General features: G+C 58.5%; 17 protein-coding genes and 1 tRNA gene. 12 read left to right on the forward strand and 6 right to left on the reverse strand.

From position 1 onward, the window contains the following. Positions 1 to 149 precede the first annotated feature (149 nt). Entirely contained in the window at positions 150 to 788 is a 639-nt protein-coding gene (purN, locus tag ACB035_RS19460; RefSeq protein ID WP_371167950.1) for a phosphoribosylglycinamide formyltransferase, read from the reverse strand. Further along, the gene (gene purM, locus ACB035_RS19465) at positions 785 to 1,822 is read right to left on the reverse strand and encodes a phosphoribosylformylglycinamidine cyclo-ligase (RefSeq protein ID WP_042080181.1); all 1,038 of its coding nucleotides are present in this window, start codon (positions 1,820 to 1,822) and stop codon (positions 785 to 787) included. The genes purN and purM overlap by 4 nt, the downstream gene beginning before the upstream one ends. Before the next feature lie 176 nt (positions 1,823 to 1,998). On the opposite strand from purM, the gene upp reads away from it, so the two are divergent. The 3 genes from upp (at position 1,999) to hda (ending at position 4,598) form a co-directional block, all read left to right on the forward strand. Further along, positions 1,999 to 2,625, forward strand: a complete 627-nt coding sequence (upp, locus tag ACB035_RS19470; RefSeq protein WP_005334115.1) for a uracil phosphoribosyltransferase — start codon at positions 1,999 to 2,001, stop codon at positions 2,623 to 2,625. Positions 2,626 to 2,774: 149 nt separating this feature from the next. Continuing rightward, positions 2,775 to 3,794, forward strand: coding sequence for a DUF2066 domain-containing protein (locus ACB035_RS19475; protein ID WP_101529443.1), 1,020 nt, complete (start codon positions 2,775 to 2,777; stop codon positions 3,792 to 3,794). A gap of 102 nt (positions 3,795 to 3,896) precedes the next feature. Beyond that, positions 3,897 to 4,598, forward strand: a complete 702-nt coding sequence (hda, locus tag ACB035_RS19480) for a DnaA inactivator Hda (RefSeq protein WP_013723920.1) — start codon at positions 3,897 to 3,899, stop codon at positions 4,596 to 4,598. A 105-nt stretch (positions 4,599 to 4,703) separates the two neighbouring features. Here hda and aceA read toward each other — a convergent pair whose 3' ends face one another. The 4 genes from aceA to ACB035_RS19500 form a co-directional block, all read right to left on the reverse strand. Further along, positions 4,704 to 6,017 carry an isocitrate lyase gene (aceA, locus tag ACB035_RS19485; protein WP_005344572.1) on the reverse strand — a complete coding sequence of 438 codons (1,314 nt, stop codon included), beginning with the start codon at positions 6,015 to 6,017 and terminating at the stop codon, positions 4,704 to 4,706. Positions 6,018 to 6,090: 73 nt separating this feature from the next. After that, the gene (gene aceB / locus ACB035_RS19490) at positions 6,091 to 7,698 is read right to left on the reverse strand and encodes a malate synthase A (protein ID WP_371167951.1); all 1,608 of its coding nucleotides are present in this window, start codon (positions 7,696 to 7,698) and stop codon (positions 6,091 to 6,093) included. 687 nt (positions 7,699 to 8,385) lie between these two features. Next, positions 8,386 to 8,526 carry a hypothetical protein gene (locus tag ACB035_RS19495; RefSeq protein WP_005334106.1) on the reverse strand — a complete coding sequence of 47 codons (141 nt, stop codon included), beginning with the start codon at positions 8,524 to 8,526 and terminating at the stop codon, positions 8,386 to 8,388. Between the two features lie 223 nt (positions 8,527 to 8,749). After that, a tRNA-Pro gene (locus ACB035_RS19500) sits at positions 8,750 to 8,826 on the reverse strand. A gap of 249 nt (positions 8,827 to 9,075) precedes the next feature. Here ACB035_RS19500 and tadA point away from each other — a divergent pair. The 9 genes from tadA to ACB035_RS19545 all read left to right on the forward strand — a co-directional run bounded on the left by tadA (position 9,076) and on the right by ACB035_RS19545 (position 20,170). Next, positions 9,076 to 9,633, forward strand: a complete 558-nt coding sequence (tadA, locus tag ACB035_RS19505) for a tRNA adenosine(34) deaminase TadA (protein ID WP_371167952.1) — start codon at positions 9,076 to 9,078, stop codon at positions 9,631 to 9,633. A gap of 204 nt (positions 9,634 to 9,837) precedes the next feature. After that, on the forward strand, positions 9,838 to 12,075 hold the full coding sequence (locus ACB035_RS19510) for an ABC transporter permease subunit (RefSeq protein ID WP_069527165.1): 2,238 nt from the start codon (positions 9,838 to 9,840) through the stop codon (positions 12,073 to 12,075). A gap of 17 nt (positions 12,076 to 12,092) precedes the next feature. Continuing rightward, positions 12,093 to 13,742 (forward strand): phosphate ABC transporter permease PstA, encoded by a 1,650-nt coding sequence (gene pstA, locus ACB035_RS19515; RefSeq protein ID WP_201908322.1) that lies wholly within the window; start codon positions 12,093 to 12,095, stop codon positions 13,740 to 13,742. A gap of 133 nt (positions 13,743 to 13,875) precedes the next feature. Then, positions 13,876 to 14,694 (forward strand): phosphate ABC transporter ATP-binding protein PstB, encoded by an 819-nt coding sequence (pstB, locus tag ACB035_RS19520; protein ID WP_064338281.1) that lies wholly within the window; start codon positions 13,876 to 13,878, stop codon positions 14,692 to 14,694. A gap of 85 nt (positions 14,695 to 14,779) precedes the next feature. Further along, the gene (phoU, locus tag ACB035_RS19525; protein ID WP_005334097.1) at positions 14,780 to 15,490 is read left to right on the forward strand and encodes a phosphate signaling complex protein PhoU; all 711 of its coding nucleotides are present in this window, start codon (positions 14,780 to 14,782) and stop codon (positions 15,488 to 15,490) included. 190 nt (positions 15,491 to 15,680) lie between these two features. Further along, on the forward strand, positions 15,681 to 17,000 hold the full coding sequence (locus ACB035_RS19530) for a hemolysin family protein (protein ID WP_139406437.1): 1,320 nt from the start codon (positions 15,681 to 15,683) through the stop codon (positions 16,998 to 17,000). Positions 17,001 to 17,019: 19 nt separating this feature from the next. Next, positions 17,020 to 17,562: a hypothetical protein gene (locus tag ACB035_RS19535; protein WP_206876211.1), complete on the forward strand. Its 543-nt coding sequence runs from the start codon at positions 17,020 to 17,022 to the stop codon at positions 17,560 to 17,562. A 280-nt stretch (positions 17,563 to 17,842) separates the two neighbouring features. Beyond that, positions 17,843 to 18,745 (forward strand): homocysteine S-methyltransferase family protein, encoded by a 903-nt coding sequence (locus tag ACB035_RS19540; protein WP_129504297.1) that lies wholly within the window; start codon positions 17,843 to 17,845, stop codon positions 18,743 to 18,745. A gap of 9 nt (positions 18,746 to 18,754) precedes the next feature. After that, the gene (locus tag ACB035_RS19545) at positions 18,755 to 20,170 is read left to right on the forward strand and encodes a basic amino acid/polyamine antiporter (RefSeq protein WP_371167953.1); all 1,416 of its coding nucleotides are present in this window, start codon (positions 18,755 to 18,757) and stop codon (positions 20,168 to 20,170) included. Positions 20,171 to 20,258 lie beyond the last annotated feature (88 nt).

A 20,258-nucleotide genomic window follows, 5' to 3' on the forward strand; every position in this document is an offset into this window, starting at 1 on the left:
AGTCGAGAGCTTGAGCGATACGCATAAAAAATCCGAAACCAATCAACAGGTTTCGGATTTTCACACAACAGAAGGATCGGTCAATGGATCCTTAACTGATCGGCATTAGGCCATCGGCCTCCTTTTTCACATTTCGACAAGACGTCTGCTTACTCGCAGGCGTAACCAGCGGGGCCCAGCAGGGCGCCATCCAGTTGCACGGCGCCATCTACCATCTGCAGCCTACCTTCGCAGAACCAGCGAACCACCAGCGGGTAGATGCTGTGCTCCTGCGTCTGCACCCGTGCTGCTACCTCGTCCGCAGTGTCCCCTTCAAAGATGGGCACGCGGGCCTGCAGGATCACCGGGCCCCCGTCCAGCTCTTCGGTCACGAAGTGGACGCTGGCGCCGTGTTCACTGTCACCGGCATCTATGGCGCGTTGGTGAGTGTGCAGGCCCTGATACTTGGGCAGCAGGGAGGGGTGGATATTGATCATCCTGCCGGCGAAATGGCGCACCAGATCGCCGCTCAATATCCGCATAAACCCGGCCAGCACCACCAGATCCGGCTGATAGTCTGCCATCAGCGCCAGCAGGGCGGCGTCATACTCCTCCCGGCTGGCAAACTGCTGCTGGGCCAGAATGGAGGTCGCCACGTCTGCTTCTTTGGCGCGAACCAGACCATAGGCATCGGCCTTGTTGCTGATAACGCCGACCACTTCACCGGCAATCTTGCCGCTGGCGCAGTGGTCGAGGATCGCCTGCAGGTTGCTGCCGCTGCCAGAGATTAGGACGAGGATCCGCATCATTTGATGACGACCTGCTCCTCACCGTCTGCTGCCTTGGCGATATGACCGATGTGCCATGCGTTCTCGCCTTCCGCCTTGAGCAGGGTCAGCGCCTTCTCCAGCTGGTTGGCGGGCAGGGCGATGATCATGCCGACACCGCAGTTGAAGGTGCGATACATCTCGTGACGGGTGACGTTGCCAGCCTGCTGCAGCCAGCTGAACACCGCCGGCCACTGCCAGCTCTGCTCGTCGATCACCGCTTGAGTATTGGCAGGCAATACGCGGGGGATGTTCTCCCAGAAGCCGCCACCTGTGATGTGGGACAGGGCGTGGATCTCGCACTCCTTGATGAGCTTGAGCACAGGTTTCACATAGATGCGGGTCGGCTCCAGCAAGGCATCTGCGAGGGTGCGGTCACCCAGCGGCTGATGCACGTCGGCTTTGGAGACTTCCAGAATTTTACGGATCAGGGAGAAGCCGTTGGAGTGAGGGCCGCTGGCGGCCAGGGCGATCAGGGCATCCCCTTCACCGACCTTGCTGCCGTCGATGATTTCGCTCTTCTCCACCACACCGACGCAGAAACCGGCGATGTCGTAGTCTTCCCCTTCATACATACCCGGCATCTCGGCGGTCTCGCCGCCCACCAGGGCACAGCCTGACTGCTCGCAACCGGCACCGATCCCGGTGACCACCGCGGCCGCGGTGTCCACGTCCAGCTTGCCGGTTGCATAGTAGTCGAGGAAGAATAGCGGCTCGGCGCCCTGTACGATCAGGTCATTGACGCACATGGCCACCAGATCGATGCCCACGGTGTCGTGCTTCTTCAGGTCGATGGCCAGCCGCAGCTTGGTGCCCACACCATCGGTACCGGAGACCAGTACCGGCTCCTTGTAGCCCGCAGGGATTTGACACAAGGCCCCAAAGCCGCCAAGACCACCAAGGACTTCAGGACGACGAGTGCGCTTTGACACGCCCTTGATACGTTCAACCAGTGCATTGCCGGCATCGATATCTACGCCAGCATCCTTGTAGCTCAGTGAGGTTTTGTCAGTCACGAGTATTCCCCGTCATGTAAAGAAGTGGAGGGTAAAATTCGGGGCGTATTCTAACAGTGGCGGTGAAAAACCAGAAAGGAAATCGTTTGCGCGTTTTTGCGCGGAAATGCTCTACAAGCGGCGGCTTTTGTTGTATGATTCCGCGATTTTTTTGCGGCAGGTTAGAGGAGATAATAATGAAAGTCGTTGAAGTCAAACACCCCCTGGTCAAACACAAGATCGGTCTGATGCGTGAAGGCGATATCAGCACCAAGCGTTTCCGTGAACTGGCCAAAGAAGTGGGCAGTTTGTTGACCTATGAAGCGACCTCTGACTTCGAAACCGAGAAGGTTATCATCGATGGCTGGAATGGGCCAGTAGAAGTTGACCAGATCAAAGGCAAGAAGGTAACCGTCGTACCCATCCTGCGTGCTGGCCTTGGCATGATGGATGGCGTGCTGGAGCACATGCCGAGCGCCCGCGTCAGCGTGGTCGGTATCTACCGCGATGAAGAGACCCTGCAACCGGTTCCCTATTTCGAGAAGATCGTCAGCAACATCGAAGAGCGTCTGGCGCTGGTCATCGATCCGATGCTGGCCACCGGCGGCTCCATGATCGCCACTATCGATCTGCTGAAAAAGAAAGGCTGCCAATCCATCAAGGTGCTGGTACTGGTTGCCGCGCCGGAAGGCATCAAGGCGCTGGAAGCCGCTCACCCTGACGTAGAGCTCTATTGCGCTTCTGTCGACCAGGGGCTGAACGAGAAAGGCTACATCGTGCCGGGTCTGGGCGATGCAGGCGACAAGATCTTCGGTACCAAATAAGTTAATGCCTTGACCCGCTTCCCATGTGGAAGGGTGATCGGAGCCGGCGCATCGCCGGCTCTGCTGTTTGTGGCCGCTTGTGCCAGCCTTGCCGCAGGATGCGCCTTGCCGCTACCATAAGCACACTCTCCCATTTCGAGACTCTGTTCATGTTCAAACGTGTTGTGACCGCCCTCTGCTGCGGCTTGTCATTTATGGCCTCGGCCGCTCAGGTGACCGACCTCTATCAGGGCAAGGCCCCGACCAGTGGTGACATGGTGGCTGCTCAGGGGCAGGCACTGGGTCAGGTGCTGATCAAGGTGACCGGCAAGCGCGACATCCTCACCCAGCCGGTGGTTGTCAAGGCGCTGGCGGCTCCGGGCGACTATGTCAAAAGCTATGGCTATCAGGATCAGGGCTCCGTCAAGTATCTGAAAGCCGAGTTCAAGAGTGACAAGGTCAACAGCCTGGTCTCCGAGAGCCAGTTTGCCCTGCTTGGCCCGGCTCGTCCCCAAATGGCCATCTGGCTGGTGGTGGATCAGGGGGAGCGTCGCCTGCTGGCGGATCAATCCAGCGATGGTTGGGCGCAAGCCTTGCGCGAGCAGGCCCAGACGCTGGGGCTGCCCATCAGCATTCCGCTGATGGATCTCGATGACAACATGGCGGTCAGTGCCACCGACGTCTGGGGACGCTTTGCCGACCCGATTTTGCAGGCAAGCCAGCGCTATGGCGCCGAGATGGTGGTGTTGGGCAAGTTGACACCGGAAGGTGACAAATGGAGCATCGATTGGGGACTCTACGGCCCCAAAGCGGCCGGTGAAGTGACCGAGCTGACCCGTGGCAATAGCACCGGCACTCAGGCCGAAGTGGCGCAAGGGTTTGCTGATACCCTGGCGGCCTGGCTGGTGAAAAACTACGGTGCCCGTATCTCGGGTCCGGCAACCAGCCAGACCCTGGTGGTGGATGGCCTCTCCGAAGTGGACAGCATGATCGCCGTGCAGAAGATGCTGCAGGGGATGGCCAACGTCAGCAAGGTGGCGATCGGCAAGCTGGAGGGGGACCAGGTCACCTTCAACTTTACCCTGCAAGGGGATCAGGCCGAACTGGTGCGGGCGCTGCAACTTGAGAGTCGTTTGCGCAAGGTTGACGATAATGGCAGCGGTTTGCGTTACCAATGGTCGCAGCCCTGATTTTATAAGGCTTTTGTAGACCGCCCGGCCTGTCCGGGCGGTTCTCTATCTGCCTTTGCGATGATACACTTAGCCACAAATGTCACAGTCAAAGCCCAACGAGTGAAGCAACCGGCCCAACTGTCTTTAGCCGTACAACTACCGGATGATGAAACCTTCGTCAGTTTTTATCCCGGCAACAATGCTCATCTGATCACCGCCCTCAAGAATGCGGCCATCGGTCAGGGGTCGCCTTTCCTCTATTTCTGGGGAGCCAAGGGCTCCGGGCGCTCCCACCTGCTCCACGCCACCTGTGCCGAGGTCAACGCCCGCGATGCGGCGGCGGCCTATCTCTCCCTCGACCAATTTGAACAACTCGATCCCAGCATGCTCGATGCCCTCGAAAGCCTGCCGCTGGTCTGTCTCGACAGCCTTGAGGCGATCGCCGGCAATGCCGTGTGGGAGCGGGCCCTGTTCGACTTTTACAATCGCTGGCAGGAGAAGGGCGAGGGGACGCTGGTGGTCACTGGCTGCAGCGCGCCGCGCAAACTGGGGCTGCAACTGCCGGATCTCGCCTCGCGCCTTGACTGGGGGGTGAGTTTCCATCTCGAAGAGCTGGATGACGAAGGCAAGCTCAGTGCCCTGCAGCTGCGTGCCGAGCTGCGGGGCTTCAAACTGCCCATCGATGTGGGCCGCTTCCTGCTCAACCGACTATCCCGCGATATGCGCACCCTGCTCACCACCCTCAATCAGCTCGACAACGCCTCATTTCGCGCCAAGCGCAAGCTCACTATCCCCTTTGTCAAAGAGATCCTCGAGCTCTGATCCTCTCGGTGGTATGCGGTTGTGGCCTGACTTTCGTTTGAATGGCAGATAAAAAGAAACCCCGGCTTCAGGCCGGGGTTTTGCTATTTCAAGGCAGCTCTCTTATTAGTGGAACTGATCTTCTTCGGTGGAGCCGGTCAGCGCGGTGACCGATGATTGGCCACCCTGAATGACGGTGGTCACCTTGTCGAAGTAACCGGTACCGACCTCCTGCTGGTGGGCCACGAAGGTGTAGCCACGGCTGGCTGCGGCAAATTCCGGCTCCTGCACCATCTCGACGTAGTGCTTCATCCCTTCGCCACGGGCGTACTGGTAGGCCAGCTCGTACATGTGGAACCACATGTTGTGGATACCCGCGAGGGTGATGAATTGATACTTGTAGCCCATGTCGGAGAGCTCCTGCTGGAAGCGGGCGATGGTGGCATCGTCCAGATTCTTCTTCCAGTTGAAGCTCGGGGAGCAGTTGTAGGCTAGGATGCGATCCGGGAACTTGGCCTTGATCGCTTCGGCAAATTTACGTGCTTCGTCCAGATCAGGCTTGGCGGTTTCACACCACACCATGTCGGCGTAGGGTGCGTAAGCCAGACCGCGAGCGATGGCCTGATCGATACCGGCACGTACCTTGTAGAACCCTTCGGCAGTGCGCTCGCCAGTCAGGAAGTCTGCATCGTACGGGTCGGCGTCGGTGGTCAACAGGTCAGCGGCGTTGGCGTCGGTACGGGCGATCACCAGAGTGGTGGTGCCGCACACATCGGCTGCCAGACGGGCGGCAACCAGCTTTTGCACCGCTTCCTGAGTCGGTACCAGCACCTTGCCACCCATATGGCCGCACTTCTTGACGGAAGCGAGCTGATCTTCGAAGTGCACGCCGGCGGCGCCCGCTTCAATCATCCCCTTCATCAGTTCGAAGGCGTTCAGCACGCCGCCGAAACCGGCTTCCGCATCGGCCACGATCGGCAGGAAGTAGTCGATAAAGCCCTCATCCTGCGGCCCTACCTTGTTGGCCCACTGGATCTGGTCGGCACGGGCGAAGGAGTTGTTGATGCGCTCCACCACGGACGGTACCGAGTTGGCCGGGTAGAGGGACTGATCCGGATACATGGTGGAGGACAAGTTGTTGTCCGCCGCCACCTGCCAGCCGGAGAGGTAGATCGCCTCGATCCCCGCCTTGGCCTGCTGCACCGCCTGACCACCGGTCAGGGCGCCGAGGCAGTTGACATAGCCTTTCTTGGCGTCGCCGTGGATCAGGCCCCACAGCTTGTCGGCACCGCGCTGAGCCAGGGTGTGCACCGGCTGCAAGCTGCCGCGCAGGTTCACCACATCTTCGGCGCTGTAGCCGCGCTTGATCCCTTTCCAGCGGGGGTTTTCCGCCCAGTCTTTCTCGATAGCCTGGATCTGTTGCTCACGGGTCAGTGCCATATCAGTTCCCTCTTTCATTGATTTCACGTTTCCATTGACTTGTTATTGGCGAGCCCCGCTGGGGGCCCGTGATTCAGAGCCGCTCGTAACCGGGCAGCGTCAGAAAATCGATCAGGGTATCGGCGCAGGTGATCTCTTCCATCAGCTCGCTTGCCTCGGCAAAGCGTCCTGCCTGCCAGCGCGCAGTACCCACCTCGGCTTTGACCACCTCCAACTCCTCGGCCAGCATCTGGCGGAACAGCTCTTTGGTCACCACCTTGCCATTCGACAGACTCTTGCCGTGGCGGATCCACTGCCAGATGGAGGTGCGGGAGATCTCGGCGGTGGCGGCATCTTCCATCAGACCGTAGATGGGCACGCAGCCGTTGCCGTTGATCCAGGCCTCCAGATATTGCAGGGCGACCCGGATATTTGTACGCATGCCTGCTTCGGTGCGCTCGCCCTCACAGGGGGCCAGCAGGTCGGCGGCAGTGATGGGGGCATCCTGCTCGCGCAGTACGCCGATCTGGTTCTTGGCGCCAGCCGCAATGGTGGCATTGAACACCGCCATGGCGGTATCAGCGAGGCCAGGGTGGGCGACCCAGGTACCGTCGTGGCCGTTGTTGGCTTCGCGTTCTTTGTCGGCCTTGACCTTGGCAAACACCTGTTCGTTGACGGTCGCGTCCTTGGCCGGAATAAAGGCGGCCATACCCCCCATCGCCAGCGCACCGCGCTTGTGACAGGTTTTGATCAGCAGCCGCGAGTAGGCGGAGAGGAACGGTTTGTCCATGGTCACCACCTGACGATCAGGCAGTACCCGATCCGGATGGTTCTTCAAGGTTTTGATATAGCTGAAGATGTAGTCCCAGCGGCCGCAGTTCAGCGCGACGATGTGATCCTTCATTTGATAGAGCAGCTCATCCATCTCGAACACGGCCGGCAGGGTTTCGATCAGCACGGTGGCCTTGATGGTGCCGCGGGGCAGACCGAACTTGTCCTCGGTCCAGGCGAACACTTCGCTCCACCAACGCCCTTCCAGATGGCTCTGCAACTTGGGCACGTAGAAGTAGGGGCCCGAGCCTTTGGACAGCAGCGCTTGGTAGTTGTGCAGGAAATAGAGGGCAAAATCGAACAGACCGCCGGGGATCGGCTCGCCATCAAAGGTGACATGTTTTTCCGGCAAGTGCAGACCGCGTACCCGGCAGATGAGTACCGCCGGATTGGGGGTCAGGGTGTAGGCCTTTCCTTCCGGACTGGTGTAAGAGATGGTGCCGTTGACCGCATCGCGCAGGTTGATTTGGCCCTCGATCACCTTATTCCAGGCGGGGGCCAGTGAATCCTCGAAATCCGCCATGAACACTTTGACGTTGGCGTTGAGGGCGTTGATCACCATCTTGCGCTCGACCGGGCCTGTGATCTCCACACGGCGGTCTTGCAGGTCGGCGGGAATGCCGCGAATGGTCCAGTCACCTTCACGGATGTGGGCGGTTTCCGGCAGGAAGTCCGGCAGCTCGCCGCCATCGATACGGGCCTGACGTGCCACACGTTGTTTCAGCAATTCCCCTCTTTGGGGAGCAAAACGTTCCACCAGTTCGGAGACCAGAGCCACCGCGTCCGGCGTCAGAATTTGCGCGTATTCGGGTAGCATCTCGCCCTGGATGCGAAGGCGGGCGCTGCAGTGGGTCTGAGCCGGTGCCGACATAAGGTTCACTCCTTTGAGAATTACATTTTGAACTTACTAACTACGACTAAAGTCGAATCCCTGTTCCTGAAACGTTCCCGCAACAACGGGATAACACGATTGATAAGGTGCGAAATATTGTTGAGTACGTCAACAGTTTTTTTTAAACGCTTGTTTTTTGGATATGGTTAAGTTGATGTTTTTTATTGCTTTATTTGGTTGGTGTAAAAGCTCTACGCAGATGGTTATGCTCCTGCTTTTTCCCATCGGACAACGGCTAATTTGGTCCGTTACCCTGCCCCTCGCTTTGTAAGTTATTACGTAATAAAATTACAAATGCAAAAACAAATCCCGACCTAACTCCAGGCTTTGCCAAAACAGCCGTATAAAGCGCGTTTGAATGTGGCAATGAATGTTTTGCTAATGCTAGACCTGATTGGTGAACGTGCGTTTTAAACTTGGTGTGGTGATGCAGGCTCTGTTGGTACCAGCGGTTGCAGCGATGGAAAGTGAAGTGCAATAACGTAGGTTTGTATCAGTTGTCGGGGGGAATGCCGGGGAGGAAAGGGGGAGATACATCAGTCAATAATACTGCCATCCTTGATAGAATTAGCAGTTTGTCGTTTTTTGCAGATTTCTCGCCAAGGGCCTGAAACGGAGAGCGTTGAACAGGCGATGTGCTGGTGATGAGCGGCCATCTGGAAGGGCTCAATAGTCATCATCCGGTTCGGCCAGATCGATCACATCCAGCTGGATGACCTGTTCATTTTCGCTTTCGGTGTGGCAAGGGGTGTCGTGAGGAACGGAATAAAGCGTAATGGCGGGTGCGAAATCGGTGTTCTGGTTCATGCCTGGTCCTGTGTTGCACGCAAGCCGGACAGTGATCCCTTAACTCGTGTTTCCACCTCCCTGTGTTGTCTACCGGCGGAAAGTTGCGCATCTTAATGAGTTCGGCAAAAAGATTCAAGTGGTTCTGAGTGTTTTTTGTTCTTGGTAGGCTGGCGTTGTCAGGAGGATAAATCGGAGGCAAAAAAATAGCCCAGTCGTTTGACTGGGCTATTCTCGGGGAAAATGGTCGGTGTGAGAGGATTCGAACCTCCGACCCTCTACACCCCATGCAGATGCGCTACCTGGCTGCGCTACACACCGACGGAGTCAGACTCGGCTGACGGGGAGGAAGTCTAATAGCATGGCCAAACGGGTGCAACTCCTTTTTTATCATAGAGATGCCGATTGCTTCTTTATTGCTCAGTCGGGATGCGGCTTGGGTCTGACGTGCAGATTTGGCATAATCGCCGCCCTGTCACTGCGAGCTATCATGCCTGCTATCTATGGATTCATCTGACAGGTATGGATAGCTGGAATGTAAACAGCACAATTGAACAATATAAAGAGGGGATGGGCGTGAAACCATCAGAGGTCCCAGAAATACCGAGTCAGGCACAGAGCCAAACCGAGCAGGACGAACAGTGGATGCGCCATGCCATGGCATTGGCCGCCCGGGCCGAAGGGATTGGCGAGATCCCGGTCGGTGCCGTACTGGTGCTGGATGGTCAGGTGGTGGGAGAGGGGTGGAACCGCTCCATCAGCGAACACGATGCCTGTGCCCATGCCGAGGTGATGGCAATCCGGGCGGCGGGCAAGCAGCTGGCGAACTACCGCCTGCTCGACACCACTCTTTATGTGACGCTGGAGCCCTGCTGTATGTGTGCCGGTGCGCTGATCCATAGCCGGGTCAAGCGGGTGGTTTACGGCGCCCGAGATCTCAAGACCGGTGCCGCGGGGTCGGTGTTCGAGATCTTGCAGGACCCGCGCCACAATCATAGAGTCGAGCTGACCGGCGGCGTGCTGGCCGATGCCTGCTCGGCTCAGTTGTCGGCCTTCTTCAAGCGCCGCCGCGCCGAGAAAAAGGCGGCCAAACTGGCGCTGCAACAATCAAACGATACCCTTTCCTGAATCATTCGGGGGCAGCGCAGGCTGCCCTTGCTGATTATCCTCATAAATATCCCTTTATAAACAACATGTTGCGTCCATCTTCCTTCGAAAGGATCCCCGCCCATTTTTCCGTTAACAACCTCTGTTAAAGCGCTCTCGATGTAACAAAACTGTCATGCAACCGCCATATAATGCCGCGAAGCCTAGCTTACATTGAGGTCTTGCATGTCATCGGAATCGTTAAACCTGGTCATGGCGGGCAGTAGAAAACGCCGGATCAAGGATAAATTGGCCAAATATGGCGTCACCACAGGCGGAGCCCTGGTACTGGTGGCGCTGCTGCTTATCTTCTTTTATCTGCTCTATGTGGTGAAACCCATCTTCAATGGCGCCTCCATGGAGCCGGCCACCTCGTTTACCCTGCCCGTCGCAGGGAAGACAGCCTGGCTCGGCATGGAAGAGCAGAACGAGATCGGCTATCGCTTCAGCGATAAAGGTCAGGTCAACTTCTTCGCGCTACAAGGAGATGACAAGATCAAGGTTGGCCAGTCACTGGGCCAAGCCCAGGTTGCTGGCGACATCAGCACGGCCACAACGCCGGCGCCGGGCCAAAAGCTGATTGCCTACGGCTTTGCCGATGGCAAGGCACTGGTTGTCCAGCCTGCGTTCAAGGTCTCCTATCCCAACGATGTGCGGGTGATTGAACCCAGCCTGAAATATCCCTTCGGCGAAGAGCCGGTGGTGATCGACCCGCAAGGGAAGGCGCTGCAACGGATGGTGTTCGAAGCCACCAAGGACAAGATGGCGACCGCTGCCGTGACCGAAGATGGTCGTGGCGTGATGACTGTGATGAGCGGCGAGGAGAACTTCATCTCCGGGGAGATTGAGTGGAGCAGTGAAAACTACACGATTCCCTCCCTGCCGCGCCATGTGGATCAGATGTTGCTGACCCCCAATCTGCGGATCCTCTTTGTACGTCAGGGTAATCGTCTCTCCGTCTATGACATTCATAACCTGAGCGAGATCTCCTTGCGCAACGTGCTGGAGATCAATGCCACCAACGCCAACGTGACCCGGGTCGAGCTGCTGGCAGGCGCTTCTTCGTTGCTGGTAGGTAATGACAACGGCGTCATCTCCCAGTGGTTTGAAGTGGCAAAGGATGGCAAACGTCAGTTCACCCAGATCCGTGATTTCAAGGGTGATGGCGCTGTGGATCTGTTGACTCCCGAGCACTTTCGCAAAGGCTTCATCAGTGCCGACAAGGACGGCATCATCAGCTTCTTCCACGCCACCGGCGAGACCAAGCTGTTGACCGAGACAGTAGAAGGGGGGGAACTTTCTGCCCTGGCCATCTCTCCACGCCACAATGCACTGTTGATGCAGCAAGGCGACACCTTCAAGTTGTTTACGGTTGAGAATGATCACCCCGAAGTGACCTGGTCTGCCCTGTGGCAAAAGGTATGGTACGAAGGGTATCCGGAGCCCCAGTATGTATGGCAATCCACCTCCGCCAGCAACGACTTTGAAGCCAAGCTGAGTCTGGTACCCCTTTCGTTTGGTACTCTCAAAGCCGCTTTTTATGCGCTGTTGTTTGCTGTACCACTCGGGATTGCCGGTGCCATCTATACCGCCTACTTCATGTCTCCGGGGATGCGCAAGTTTGTTAAACCGACCATCGAGATCATGGAGGCATTGCCAACCGTCATCCTCGGCTTCCTGGCTGGTTTGTGGCTTGCTCCCATTGTGGAAGATTACCTGCCGGGCATTTTTATGATGCTGGTGATGTTGCCGATGGGGATGCTGCTTGCAGCTCTGCTATGGCATCTGTTGCCTGACACTCTCAAGCAAAGTGTGCCTGAGGGCAGTCAAGCCGTCTTGCTGATCCCTGTCGTTATTCTGATTGGCTGGATGGCTCTTACTCTCAGTCCTGTCGTCGAAAATGCGTTTTTCGGTGGTGATACCCGTAGCTGGCTCACCAATGTAATGGGGATCAAATTTGACCAGCGCAACTCGCTGGTGGTCGGTATCGCCATGGGCTTTGCGGTCATCCCCACCATCTTCTCCATCGCTGAAGATGCGGTCTTCTCGGTGCCCAAGCATCTGACTCAGGGCTCGCTGGCGCTGGGGGCCACCCCGTGGCAGACCCTGAGCCGGGTGGTGATCCTCACCGCCAGCCCGGGCATCTTCTCTGCGGTGATGATGGGCCTTGGCCGCGCCGTGGGCGAGACCATGATCGTGCTGATGGCTACCGGCAACACCCCCATCATGGATTTCTCCATGTTCCAGGGGCTGCGTACCCTAGCCGCCAACATCGCGGTGGAGATGCCGGAATCGGAAGTGGGCAGTTCCCACTATCGAGTGCTGTTCCTCGCGGCCTTCGTACTGTTTGTGTTCACCTTTTTCTTCAACACCCTGGCCGAGTTTGTCCGCCAGCGGTTGCGTGAAAAATACAGCTCCATGTAACGGGCAAGGAATCGACAATGGGTAAGTGGTTTAAATCAGGGGCCCCCTGGATCTGGATGACAGGCGGTGCCGTCAGCCTGAGCCTGGTGGCGGTACTGGGTCTGTTGTTGCTGATCGGCTGGCGTGGTCTGGTCTACTTCTGGCCCCACCCTATCTATGAGTGGCAGCTGGAAGACGCCAGCGGTAACAAGAGTGTGTTGGTTGGTGAAATCAATGACAGTGAGCTGGTGCCGGTTGAACGCCTGCGAGCCGCAGGATTGCCATTGGCAGGTGAAGAACGTGAGGTGTTGACCCGTTATCTGGTCAAGACCGGCAACCGCGAGTTCGTTGACCTCGATTTTCGCTGGGTTCTGGAGACTGATATCAAGTCTCAGGCTCTTCCTGTCGAGATGGCAATGATAGAGCGTACTACCAACGGCAACTTCTATGGCTATGTGGTAGAGGCCAAGGAAGATGGCGTCGTGCATGAGCAAGATTTGCACAAAGTGCTCAAGCGGATGCTGGCTCGAAGCAACGGTTTGTCTGAACAAGCCAACGAGTTGCAAAAAGGCCCCATTGGCGCCATCAACTACCAATTAGAGAAGCTGCGCCTCAAGGAACGTAAAGCAGAGCTCGAAAATGAGCTGACCGATCAGCTCAAAGCGGAGCTGGCCAGTGAGCGTCAGGCCCTCAACGATCGTTATCAGGTGCTGGAAAAAGAGCTCTTCTCTCTGCGTAGCCAAGCCGATCGCGACGCCATCACCGTCAAGGATATGCGTGGCGAGCTGGTAACCATGCCGATGTCCAAGGTACTGGACGTGGTATGGCCCAACGACATGAGCCTGCTGGCCAAGGTGGGTCACTGGTTCCATCAGATTGGCAAGTTTGTTTCCGGTGAGCCTCGCGAAGCCAACACCGAGGGCGGGGTGTTCCCGGCCATCTTCGGTACCGTCTTCATGGTTATCCTGATGGCGATCATCGTGACCCCGCTGGGGGTGGTAGCAGCGGTTTATCTGCACGAATACGCGGGCAAGAACAGTCTGACCAAGCTTATCCGCATTGCGGTGATCAACCTGGCGGGCGTGCCCTCCATCGTTTACGGCGTGTTTGGTCTTGGCTTCTTCGTCTACACACTCGGTGGCTCGCTGGATCAGCTGTTCTACCCGGAAGCGCTGCCGAGCCCGACCTTTGGCTCACCCGGCGTGATCTGGTCGGCGCTGACCCTGGCCATCCTGACCCTGCCGGTGGTGATCGTCTCTACCGAAGAGGGTCTGGCGCGGATCCCGAGCACCATCCGTCAGGGCTCGTTGGCACTGGGCGCCACCCAGGCCGAGACCCTGTGGCGCATCGTGCTGCCGATGGCGAGCCCAGCCATCATGACCGGCCTTATTCTGGCGATTGCCCGTGCAGCTGGTGAAGTGGCGCCGCTGATGCTGGTGGGGGTGGTAAAACTGGCACCGACCCTGCCGATGGATGGCAACTTCCCGTATCTGCATGTGGAGCGCAAGTTCATGCACCTGGGCTTCCACATTTATGACGTCGGCTTCCAGAGCCCCAACGTCGAGGCTGCCCGCCCGCTGGTCTACGCCACCTCCTTCCTGCTGGTGACGGTGATCGTGGGCCTTAACCTGACCGCAATCGGCATTCGTAACCACTTACGCGAGAAATTCCGGTCGCTGGAGCATTAATCCGGCGCCGCATGAGTGATACAAGAGTGAGATAACAGAGGAGCGGCCGAGCGCGAGCCGCCATCTCTCTGCACCAATACGTGAGGGGCGCCGGCAGCTGTCCGGCCACTCCAGATAGATTTTGAGGTAACAGATGATCAACGTAACGACCACGTCTACCCAGCACACTGCGCTGGACCTGCTCAACCTGACCCCGGAGCAGACCGCGCTGGAGGTGAAGGATCTCAACCTGTACTACGGCAGCAAGCAGGCGTTGTTCAACGTCAACATGAAGATCCCCAAAGGGCAGGTGACCGCCTTTATCGGCCCGTCAGGCTGTGGTAAATCGACCCTGCTGCGCTGCATCAACCGGATGAACGATCTGGTGGAGATCTGCCGCATCGAGGGGGAAATCCAGCTGCACGGCCACAACATCTATGACAAGAACGTCGATGTTTCCGCCCTGCGCCGTCAGGTGGGCATGGTGTTCCAGCGTCCGAACCCGTTCCCCAAGTCCATCTACGAGAACGTGGTCTATGGTCTGCGCCTGCAGGGGATCAACGATCGTCGCACTCTGGATGAAGCGGCCGAGCGCTCCCTGCGCGGTGCGGCCTTGTGGGACGAGGTGAAGGATCGTCTGCATGACAACGCCTTCGGTCTCTCCGGTGGTCAGCAGCAGCGTCTGGTGATCGCCCGTGCCATCGCCATCGAGCCGGAAGTGTTGCTGCTCGATGAACCGACCTCGGCGCTCGACCCCATCTCCACCCTCACCATCGAGGAGCTGATCAACGAGCTCAAGAGCCAGTTCACCGTGGTGATCGTGACCCACAACATGCAACAGGCTGCGCGAGTGTCGGATCAGACTGCCTTCATGTATATGGGCGAGCTTATCGAGTACTCGGATACCAACACCATTTTCACCACCCCGGCCAAGAAAAAGACCGAAGATTACATTACCGGTCGTTACGGCTAAGGAGAGGAGAGGATGAATCTCAGCAAACAGATTGGCAGTCGGTTCAACGGCTAAGGCATAATCGGAGCAATCAAGGATTATTTGTATGGACAATATGAACCTCAATAAACACATCTCCGGTCAGTTCAATGCCGAGCTAGAGAGCGTGCGCAACCAGGTGCTGGTGATGGGCGGTCTGGTGGAGCAGCAGCTCACCGACGCCATCGCGGCGATCCACGATCAGGATCTCGATGCGGCCCGCAAAATCGTGGCCAACGACCACAAGGTCAACGCGATGGAAGTGGCGATCGACGAGGAGTGCACCCGCATCATCGCCAAGCGTCAGCCGACTGCCTCCGACCTGCGACTGGTGATGGCCATCATCAAGACCATCACCGATTTGGAGCGCATTGGCGACGTGGCCGACAAGATCGCCCGCATGCTGACCGACAACGCCAACAAGCCGCAGCCGCCGCTGGTGTCGCTGGAGAACATGGGCCGTCGTACCATCAAGATGCTGCACGATGTACTCGACGCTTTCGCCCGCATGGATCTGGATGCGGCGCTGGCGGTCTACAAGGAAGATGACAAGGTAGACCGGGAGTACGAGTCCATCATCCGTGAGCTGATGACCTATATGATGGAAGATCCCCGCACCATCCCCCAGGTGCTCAACGTCCTGTGGGCGGCGCGGGCCATCGAGCGGGTCGGCGATCGTTGCCAGCACATCTGCGAGTACATCGTCTACTACGTGAAAGGCAAGGATGTGCGCCACACCAAGGCGGACGATCTGGGCACCTTGCTGGGCAAGGGCTAACCGGAAGTGAATAAAAAGGCGCGTGAAGCGCCTTTTTTGTTGCATAACTGGTCGGAGTAAGATAAAGCCCCCATCTGGCTGTTTTCTGATAGAATACTCCCCCTGTGTGAGTCGCGGATGGGCTCACGGTCCGGTCTCCCGGGCCCAGTTTGCCGTCTTGTGCTAAGGCGGGTGTAGCAATAGGTTAATCATGAGTTTTGCCGATAGTTTGTTCTTTTTAATGCTGCTGGTTGGCGGCAGTGTGTTCTTCTCCCTCTCCGAGATCTCTCTCGCCGCGTCTCGCAAAATCAAATTGCAGGTGATGGCGGATGAAGGTAATCGCCAGGCCGAAAAGGTGCTGGCCCTGCAGGCCCAGCCGGGCAACTTTTTCACCGTGGTGCAGATTGGCCTCAATACCGTCGCCATTCTGGGCGGTATCCTGGGTGAGTCTGCCCTCAACCCCGCCATCAAGGGGATTGTCTCCCAGTTCTACCAAGGGCCCTGGCTTGGCGAGATCAGCTCCGGTGCCTCCTTCGTGTTCGTCACCGGCATGTTTATCCTGATCGCTGATCTGATGCCCAAGCGTCTGGCAATGACCATGCCCGAGCAGATTGCAGTGGTGGTGGTGCGCCCCATGCTCTTCTTCGTCACCGTGCTGATGCCGCTGGTGTGGGTCTTCAACGGATTGGCCAACTCCCTGTTCCGTCTGATGCGCGTATCCACGGTGCGTAATGACGAGATCACCTCCGACGATATCTATGCGGTGATGGATGCCGGTGCCGAGGCGGGGGTTATCCAGCGCGAGGAGCATCAGCTCATCGAGAACGTGTTCGAGTTGCAGTCCCTTGGTGTCACCTCTGCCATGACGGCCCGCGAGAGCCTCATCTACTTCACCCTGCAAGAGAGTGAAGAGAGCATCAAGGCGAAGATCGCCGAACATCCCCACAACAAGTTTCTGGTCTGTGACCACAACCTCGACAGCATCAAGGGCTTTGTCGATGCAAAAGAGCTGCTGATCCGCGTTATCGGCGGCCAGAGCATCGACCTGATCGGTGGCAACCTGGTGCAGAACGTCATCATCATCCCCGATACCCTGAACCTCTATGAGGCGATGGAGTACTTCAAGAATCATCGTGGCGACTTTGCCGTGGTGATGAACGAGTACGCGTTGGTGGTGGGGATTGTCACCATGAACGACCTGATGAGTACCGTCATGGGCGAGTGGGCCACCCACGTGGTGGAAGAGCAGATCGTCCAGCGCGACGAGAACTCCTGGCTGGTGGACGGGGTCACCCCCATCTCCGACGTGATGCGCGCCTTCGATATCGAAGAGTTCCCCGAGAACCAGAACTACGAGACCATCGCCGGCTTTATCATGTATATGCTGCGCAAGATCCCCAAGCGCACTGACTCGGTCAAATACGCCGGTTACAAGTTCGAAGTGGTCGATATCGACAGTTACAAGATTGATCAGCTGCTGGTTACCCGGGTCGAACCGGCTATGGCCGAGAAGCCAGCTCAGGAATCGTAAAAGGAGCGACATAAGAGTCATGAAGATGCAGTCTCATTCCCGTGCGCTGGCCTGTGTCGCGCTCGCCCTGGCACTGGGTGCCTGTAGCCAGAGTGCGCCGCGCAAAGCCACAGTGGCAGCCAAGCCGGTTGCCCCCAAGCCTGCCGTGGTGGTGCCGCAGCCGGATCCCGACGCGGTGGTGCAAAGCGGCATGGTCGAGCCGAGCCCGGTCTTTGATGAGCAGTACCACGGCCCGGATCAGGGGTCGCTGGAGTCGGTGACCGCCCTGTTTGCCCGTGGTTACATCGAGTCCGCCATGCGCGAGACCATGCTGGCAGCGGTGCACAACGACTATCCGCTGCTCGGCATGCGGGATGTGCGGTTGACCGATCCGGTCTCCAAATTCCTCACCTCCGAGCATGCGGTCACCACGGCCCATGACTACCTCTATGCGGGTGTGCAGCGTCGCCTCGGTCGTCCGCTCAGCCCTGCCCAGTGGGAGCAGATCTGGCGCGGTTTGCCACAGCAGGGTCGGGTCTCCGACTGGGTCAAGCAGATCAAGCGAGTGCTGGCCGGGCGTTAAGCCACCAGCGGCTCAGGATTGTGATGAGGCCACCTTCGGGTGGCCTCTTGCATTTCTGCGTTTGCCTCGCCGTTTGCACGCTGATTTCTGCTGATACTGATTGCCGCCCGTGGCACTTTGTTTTATCTTGCTTTGGCCATCTGGGCATCTATATGTTTTTATGGCTGTGTAATAGAAGGGCTTCCCAGGATGAAGCGGGACGATCTGCAGCGATTCGATGCGAAACCGCAGATCAACAAAACAAACAGATAAATACGCACATAACTAAGAGACACGACAGATGAAAACCAGGGAATTGTGGGTGCTGGATGGGGGCATGGGGCGCGAGTTGGCACGGCGGGGGGCACCGTTTCGTCAACCCGAGTGGTCGGCGCTGGCCTTGATGGAGGCGCCAGAGACGGTGCGTGATGTGCATCAGGCCTATGTGGCGAGCGGTGCCCGGGTCATCACCACCAACAGCTATGCGCTGGTGCCGTTTCATATCGGCGATGAGCGTTTCTTTGCCGACGGGGAGGGGTTGGCAGCACTGGCTGGTCAGCTGGCCCGTGAGGTGGCTGACGCGCAGAAGGGCGCCGTGCAGGTGGCGGGTTCTCTGCCACCGCTCTTTGGCTCCTACCGTGCCGACCTGTTCAAGGCGGACCGGGTGAGCGAGCTGGCGACGCCGCTTATCCGGGCGCTATCCCCCTATGTGGATATCTGGTTGGCCGAGACCATGAGCCTGATTGCCGAGCCACTGGCCCTGAAAGCGCTGTTGCCTGACGATGGCAAGCCGTTCTGGGTCTCCTTCACGCTGGAAGATGAGGCGCCGGGCAACGAACCGCGACTGCGTTCCGGCGAGCAGGTGGCTGATGCGGTGACCACGTTAGTGGCGGCCGGGGTCGATGCCATCCTGTTCAACTGCTGTCAGCCCGAGGTGATCGAGGGGGCCCTCGAGGTTGCTCGCGCCCGATTGCAGGCGCTGGGCCGCGCTGACATTCGCCTCGGTGCCTATGCCAACGCCTTCCCGCCGCAACCCAAGGAGGCCACCGCCAACGACGGGCTGGACGAGATCCGCGCCGATCTGGGGCCGCTGGATTATCTCGGCTGGGCCGAGCGCTGGCGTGCGGCCGGGGCGAATTTGATCGGCGGTTGCTGCGGTATCGGCCCCGAGCATATTCAGGCGCTGAGCAGCCGGCTGCGCTAAGGAGTCCCCATGAAAGAGAACAAGATTGGGCTCTGGTCTCTCACCGCGCTGGTGTTCAGCTCCATGGTGGGGGCGGGGATTTTTAGCCTGCCCCAGAACATGGCCGAGGTGGCAGGCGCCCGCGCCGTGCTGATCGGCTGGGGCGTGACGGGGGTGGGCATCCTGGCGCTCGCCATGAGTTTTCTCTATCTGTCGCGACTCAGACCGGATCTCGACGGCGGCATCTACAGCTACGCCCGCGCCGGTTTTGGCGATCTGGTGGGCTTCTTCTCCGCATGGGGCTACTGGCTCTGCGCCACCATCGGCGTGGTGGGTTATCTGGTGATCGCCTTTGCGGCGCTGGGCAGCTTTATCGACACCCCCGAGCAGGTCTGGTTTGGTGAGGGCAACACTTTGGCGGCGTTTGTCGGCGAGTCCTGCATCCTCTGGGCGGTGCACCTGCTGGTGGCCCGCGGCGTGCAGCAGGCGGCGCTATTCAATCTGGTGGCGACCCTGGCCAAGAGCCTGCCGCTGCTGCTGTTTATTCTGTTTGCCTGCTACTTGTTCGATCCGGTCACCTTCGCGGCGGATCAGCAGGGCAGTAGCCTGGCGGAGCCGGTTTCCGAGCAGGTGCGCAATACCATGCTGATCACTCTCTGGGTCTTCACCGGTATCGAGGGGGCAGCGGTGCTGTCGGCCCGCGCCCGAAACCGGCGGGATGTGGGCACGGCCACCGTACTTGGGGTCGTGCTGGCGTTGCTGCTCTATGTGCTCATCTCGGTGCTGGCGCTGGGGATATTGAGTCGGCCCGAGCTGGCGGCGCTGCCCAACCCCTCCATGGCAGGGCTGATGGCCCAGATGACCGGCTCATGGGGCAAACTGCTCATCAGCGTCGGCCTGATCGTCTCGGTGCTCGCCTCCTACGTGAGCTGGACCCTCTTCTCGGCGGAGGTGCCGTTCAGCGCGGCCCGCCACGGTGCGTTTCCCGCCATCTTCCGGCGCCAGAACCGCAATGGGACGCCTATCGCCTCGCTCTGGCTCACCAGCCTGACGGTGCAGACTTGCCTGCTGCTGGTATGGCTGCTCGGCAAGGGCTACACCAGTTTGCTGCTTATATCGACCTCTATGATTTTGGTGCCTTACCTGCTGATCGGGCTGTTTTTGCTCAAGCTTTCGTTCAGCAAGGAGGGAGAGAGTGGGCAGGGCCGAGGCCTGATGCGGGCAGTGGCACTGGTGTCGAGCGGTTACGGATTCTGGCTGCTCTATGCCGCCGGGGTGGAGTATCTGCTGCTGTCGTTGTTGCTCTACGGGCCGGGTCTGCTGCTGTTTCTCTACAGCCGTCGTCAGCTGGGCGCAGATCTTTGCCTGAGTGACCGCGAGCGGCTGTTGGCCGGAGTGACCTTGCTGAGCCTGATCCCCGCCGTCTGGTCGTTCGCCCATCTCTGACATCGAAGAGGTGACTGACCATAAGAGAGCGCCACTGTGGCGCTCTCTTGTTATCAGGGACTGGTTATCAGGGGCTTACTATCCGGGA

Origin of the sequence: Aeromonas sp. S12(2024) (assembly GCF_041402305.1) — a bacterium.
In the GTDB taxonomy this organism is placed as follows: Bacteria; Pseudomonadota; Gammaproteobacteria; order Enterobacterales; family Aeromonadaceae; genus Aeromonas; species Aeromonas veronii.